At 45.5% G+C, this 5,062-nt stretch carries 7 protein-coding genes; 1 reads left to right on the top strand and 6 read right to left on the bottom strand.

Annotated elements, in window-relative coordinates:
* Positions 1-421 (top strand): Maf family protein (locus tag ACWVCM_RS13940; RefSeq protein ID WP_455202370.1); only part of this gene is annotated, 421 nt, incomplete at its 5' end.
* Between the two features lie 14 nt (positions 422-435).
* On the opposite strand, the gene ACWVCM_RS13935 is transcribed toward ACWVCM_RS13940, so the two are convergent.
* The 6 genes from ACWVCM_RS13935 to pabC all read right to left on the bottom strand — a co-directional run.
* Positions 436-1,260, bottom strand: coding sequence for a TatD family hydrolase (locus tag ACWVCM_RS13935; RefSeq protein WP_455202369.1), 825 nt, complete (start codon positions 1,258-1,260; stop codon positions 436-438).
* 98 nt (positions 1,261-1,358) lie between these two features.
* Entirely contained in the window at positions 1,359-1,715 is a 357-nt protein-coding gene (locus ACWVCM_RS13930; RefSeq protein ID WP_455202368.1) for a PilZ domain-containing protein, read from the bottom strand.
* A 25-nt stretch (positions 1,716-1,740) separates the two neighbouring features.
* Positions 1,741-2,778, bottom strand: coding sequence for a DNA polymerase III subunit delta' (locus ACWVCM_RS13925; protein WP_455202367.1), 1,038 nt, complete (start codon positions 2,776-2,778; stop codon positions 1,741-1,743).
* A complete protein-coding gene (gene tmk, locus ACWVCM_RS13920; RefSeq protein ID WP_455202366.1) occupies positions 2,775-3,410 on the bottom strand; it encodes a dTMP kinase in 636 nt (211 codons plus the stop codon). The genes ACWVCM_RS13925 and tmk overlap by 4 nt, the downstream gene beginning before the upstream one ends.
* 80 nt (positions 3,411-3,490) lie before the next feature.
* Positions 3,491-4,549, bottom strand: a complete 1,059-nt coding sequence (mltG, locus tag ACWVCM_RS13915) for an endolytic transglycosylase MltG (protein ID WP_455202365.1) — start codon at positions 4,547-4,549, stop codon at positions 3,491-3,493.
* A 12-nt stretch (positions 4,550-4,561) separates the two neighbouring features.
* On the bottom strand, positions 4,562-5,062 hold a 501-nt coding region (gene pabC, locus ACWVCM_RS13910; protein ID WP_455202364.1), incomplete at its 5' end, for an aminodeoxychorismate lyase.

The raw sequence follows: 5,062 nt of genomic DNA, 5'->3' as shown, positions 1-5,062 counted from the left end.
ATTGGCCGTCGCGAAACGCCACCCGGCAGCGCTGATCATTGGATCCGATCAAGTAGCGGTACTCAATAAGCAAATACTGGGAAAACCACACACTCACGACAATGCGGTACAACAGCTAAAAGCTGCGTCAGGAAAACGCATCGAGTTCCTGACAGGACTATGCCTGTACAACAGTGCAACCCAACAGGCTCAAGTCGCATGTGTTCCTTTTACAGTCCATTTTCGTCAGCTTGACGATGATCAAATTGAACGCTACCTGAAACAGGACCAACCCTATAATAGTGCCGGTAGTTTCAAGTCTGAGGGTTTGGGAATTTCATTGTTTGAAAAATTAGAGGGCGATGATCCCAATACCCTCGTTGGATTACCGCTTATTGAGCTGGTGCGGATGTTGAAAAATGAAGGAATAGATATTCCATAATGGCTCATTAATAACTAGCTTGCCAACGAGTTTAAAGAAACATCCTGCCTGGCTGGTTTCGCCAGTTTAAACAAGTTGAAAAAATTGCTGGTGGTTTGCTCGGCGACACTATCAAGACTTTCTCCACGTAGCTCGGCAATACACTCTGCAACATGCCGCACATAAGCCGGATGATTGGTTTTTCCTCGATGCGGAACCGGGGCCAGGTAAGGTGAATCCGTCTCGATGAGGATTCGATCTTCTGGCATTTGCCTGGCGACATCTTTTAACTCATGCGCTGACTTAAAAGTGACTATACCGGAAAACGAAATATAAAAATTCAACTCCATCGCACGCCTGGCAATTTCCCAGTTTTCAACAAAACAATGCATTACGCCACCCACATCTTGCGCACCCTCTTGCGCGAGAATTTCAAGACAATCTTCGGTAGATTCACGATTGTGGATAATCAATGGCTTCTTACATTGTTTCGCTGCCGCGATGTGTTGGCGGAACCGCTCCCTTTGCCATTCCAGATCACCTTCACTGCGGAAGTAATCCAAACCTGTTTCACCAATAGCAACTATGTCAGGATCATCCGCCAGCGCGAGTAACTCATCTGCACTGGGATCTTTACCTTCGCGCACATTGGGATGTACACCTACTGATGCAGAGACATTGTCATACTGCCGGACAATAGATAGCATATTGGGGAAGGTTTCCAGTTCTATAGAAACGCAAAGCATATGCCCAACACCAAATTGCCGCGCCTCATCCAGGGCACCCTGCAAACCATTATCCCAGGCTTTCAGGTCCAGGCAATCGAGATGGCAATGAGAATCAACCAGGTAATTGGACATAATATTTATGGAGCCAGGACTGAACGGTTCTTGCTAAATGAAGCGCTAGTATAAGGAGATCAGCGAGATAATGCCAGAACGACCAGGGCGACCTTCGATTACATAGTGTGGGTTTGGCGATCTGATTTCAGGGCACCGGCCAGGTAACCCTCAATTTTATTCCGGATTTGCCCATTATCCTGTTCACTAAATTGTACACCTATTCCAGCCAGACGATTGCCCTGCGATCCGGTCGGCGTGATCCAGACAATTTTTCCCGCAACAGGTAGCTTTTCTTTTTCATCCATCAAAGTGAGCAACATAAAAACTTCTTCGCCCAACTTATATTTCTTATTGGTGGGAATAAACAAGCCCCCGTTTTTTATAAATGGCATGTACGCCGTATACAAGGAACTCTTGTCCTTGATTGCCAGGGAAAGAATACCACCTTGTTTAAATCCACCGGGGCCTGCCATTTCTCATATCCTCTCTTTCATCAGATCAGGCATTAATTTCACGCCAGCTGATCAATAAATCTTCCAGTGTTAATTGTACATTAACCTGTGAATTTACAAACCGTGAAGTTTCAGTCACTTTGTCAAGATACTGGAACAACCGCTCACTGTTTATTCGCTGCGCCAGATTCTCTAACCCAGGTTCCAGCCACTCTGACTTAGTATCGACCCGCTCTATTCCGGACTTAAGACGAATCATGGTAGCCACCCACAAATATATCCATTTTACCGATTTTGCCAGGCCGACGGCCTCCCAGGACTTGGCTTCTGCAACAGGATCTGCTTGATTTTTAGCTAATTTTTCGAAACTCGACAATAGTTGTTGATAGCTCTTCAGGGTATCCTGTTGCGCGTATTGACGCGCTAACAAGGGTGCGCCAACAGCCAATGCCAACAATCGCGCCATCTCGTTTTGCGGACCCGATGAAGCCAAATCCGGTAGCTGCTTCGAAAGCCAGGTTAGAGACTGGCTCTGTTCCGGTATCGAAAATTCGATGGATTGGCAACGGCTGCGAATGGTGGGTAAAAGTCGGCTAACATGGCTGGTCGCCAAAATTAGCAGTGAACCGGGGGTTGGTTCCTCCAGGGTTTTCAGCAGACTGTTTGCAGCAAATTTATTCATTGCGTCCGCCGGCGCTATGACAACAATCTGCAATGGAGCAAACTGACTCTTTAGTGTTAGATAATCGCCTACATTTCGAATGGTATCAATGGGAATTTGCTTGCCTTCGGCCTCAGGAACCACCTTGAGAAAATCGGGATGCGTCCCGGCTTTCATTAACTGGCAACCCTGACATTGGCCACAGGGTTCATTGATTTCTCGAAGGTCTAGCGGGCTACTATTATCTGTAACAAAATTCTGCGAACAAAGCGCCCACCTGGCAAAACTTTCTGCAAAGTGTAATTTACCTAATCCCGTAGCACCGACTAGCAATAACGCATGTGGCAACTGACCATTTTGGTAACGTTGTACCAGGTGGCGCCAAAGCGATTCTTGCCAGGGAAAAATAAATTCGTCTTTCATACTTGCAACCGATCTCGAAACTCAGTCAACGCCTTATATATTTGTTGGCGCACTTCTTCGATGCCCTGTGAAGCGTCAACAATACGGTATTGATCAGGGAACTGTGCGGCACGATCCAGGTAGGCTGTTCTTACACGTTCAAAAAAACTGATTTTTTCCTGTTCAAAGCGATCCAGGTCGCCGCGTTCACCCGCGCGCGCCAGTCCTTGCTCTACCGGTAAGTCCAGCAATAAAGTTAAGTCCGGGCGTAACGCACCTTGAACCCATTGCTCCAGTTGCGCAATGCGTTCATGCGCAATATTTCTTCCACCGCCCTGGTAAGCATAAGTGGCATCGGTAAATCGATCACACAAAATCCATTGTCCACGCGCAAGGGATGGTTTGATCAATTCATTCAGATGCTGGGCACGGGCGGCGAACATCAATAACAACTCAGTGTCATCGCAAATGCCAGTATGGTTTTTGTCGAGCAAGAGATCCCGTATTTTCTCCGCCAATGGCGTTCCACCAGGCTCACGGGTTACCACAAATTCAATACCGGATTGCTGCGCCCAATCCTGCACAGCCTGCATGGCAGTACTCTTTCCCGCCCCTTCAGAACCTTCCAGGGTAATAAATTTTCCTTTGCTCATGGCAATTTATTATAAACGGCTCGCCCTGTTTTTGTTATTACTATTAACAGTGATTCTACAAATACAAGGACGAAATATTGTTATTGGCTGGATTTTTTGACTTTCGGATTGGAAGAAAATGGCCGGGCTTTACCCTTTAACTGATATTTGATCACCGCTTTATTATGCTGTTCCAGGGTTGCAGAAAACTCATGGCTCCCGTCATTACCGCGAGCGACAAAATAGAGTGCGTCACCATCATCCGGATTTAACGCGGCACGAATAGCATCAACGCCCGGCATAGCAATCGGTGTTGGAGTCAGGCCGTTACGTCGATAAGTATTGTATGGCGTATCGTTTACCAGATCCCGTCGCCTTATGTTTCCATCAAATTTTTCACCAAGCCCGTAAATAACCGTGGGATCTGTCTGTAAACGCATTCTTTTATTTAATCGTCGAATAAAAACACCGGCGATGGCGCTACGCTCACTGGGAACTGCTGTTTCCTTTTCAATGATCGATGCCAGTATCAAGGCTTCATAAGGCGTTTTTAAAGGCAGATTCGGCTGGCGTTTTTCCCATTCTTCGGCCAGTACGGTTTCCATCGCCTCATAGGCACGGGTAAGAAACGCAACATCGGTGGTGCCCTTTGGAAAATGGTAAGTATCAGGTAGAAATCTTCCTTCAGGGTGCTCTCCTGGTTTACCCAGTTTTTCCATGATCTCTGATGTCTTCACACCTTTGAGCGTATGTTCGAGGTATTCGTTTTGTTGTAACGCCGCCATCATTTCCCAAATATTCCAGCCTTCGACTATCGTTGCGGAATACTGGATAGTACTGCCCTTTACAATCTGGTCCAGCAATTGGGCGGTGGTCATCCCCGGTTCAAAAAGATATTCCCCGGTTTTAATATTATTGGCCTGACCTTTAAGTTTTCCTAACAACACAAGATAACGTGGATGCTCTATAACGTTAGCTAAATAAAGGTTTTTAGACACTCGTGTTAGAGTATCACCTTTCTTAATTTCGTAACGTAAGCCTTCCCCTTCCACACTTATAAGGGCATTGCGAAAATTGTTAATATCCACAACAAACCAGATGCCGGTAACAAGCAGCACCACTGCACCAATAGCGGTAATTTTAAAAATCAGACGTTTCATGAAAAATAATTATTACTGGATGGTGTCCATCAATTGCTTTGTCATTGAACCGAATTTAAATGTGTATTCATCAATCTGCCGAACAGGCCAGACACCATGAATACTGTTTGTGATAAATATTTCGTCGGCTGACAGTAAATCTTCAATAAAATAATGACCTATCATAACAGGTAGTTGCAACTCTTTTGCCAACTGCAAAATTTGCTCACGCATTACACCTTCAACACCGCATTCTGCCAAATCAGGTGTATAAAGTTTATCCTGATCAATCCAAAACAGATTCGACATTGTGCCTTCGATAACATGCTGATCTTTATCCAGCATAATACCTTCGACAATTTCGCTATTTTCCCATTCAGTGCTCGCTAGAATTTGTTCCAATCGATTCAAATGTTTGATACCCGCCAACCGGCGATTGCAAGCCAGACGAGTTTTACAAATGACGGTTTTTACACCATTTGTCCAATAGCTTTCGGGATAATCAGGAAATGGATAGATTGCCAATATACGAGT

Source organism: Kaarinaea lacus, assembly GCF_975902315.1.
The sequence above is the reverse complement of the archived record's forward strand: the minus strand, read 5'-3'. Positions and strand labels throughout refer to the sequence as shown.

Coding starts and splice junctions, on each gene's coding strand:
- ACWVCM_RS13935 (WP_455202369.1), bottom strand. CDS start 1,260: ATGTCCAATTACCTGGTTGATTCTCATTGCCATCTCGATTGCCTGGAC.
- ACWVCM_RS13930 (WP_455202368.1), bottom strand. CDS start 1,715: ATGGCAGGCCCCGGTGGATTTAAACAAGGTGGTATTCTTTCCCTGGCA.
- ACWVCM_RS13925 (WP_455202367.1), bottom strand. CDS start 2,778: ATGAAAGACGAATTTATTTTTCCCTGGCAAGAATCGCTTTGGCGCCAC.
- tmk (WP_455202366.1), bottom strand. CDS start 3,410: ATGAGCAAAGGAAAATTTATTACCCTGGAAGGTTCTGAAGGGGCGGGA.
- mltG (WP_455202365.1), bottom strand. CDS start 4,549: ATGAAACGTCTGATTTTTAAAATTACCGCTATTGGTGCAGTGGTGCTG.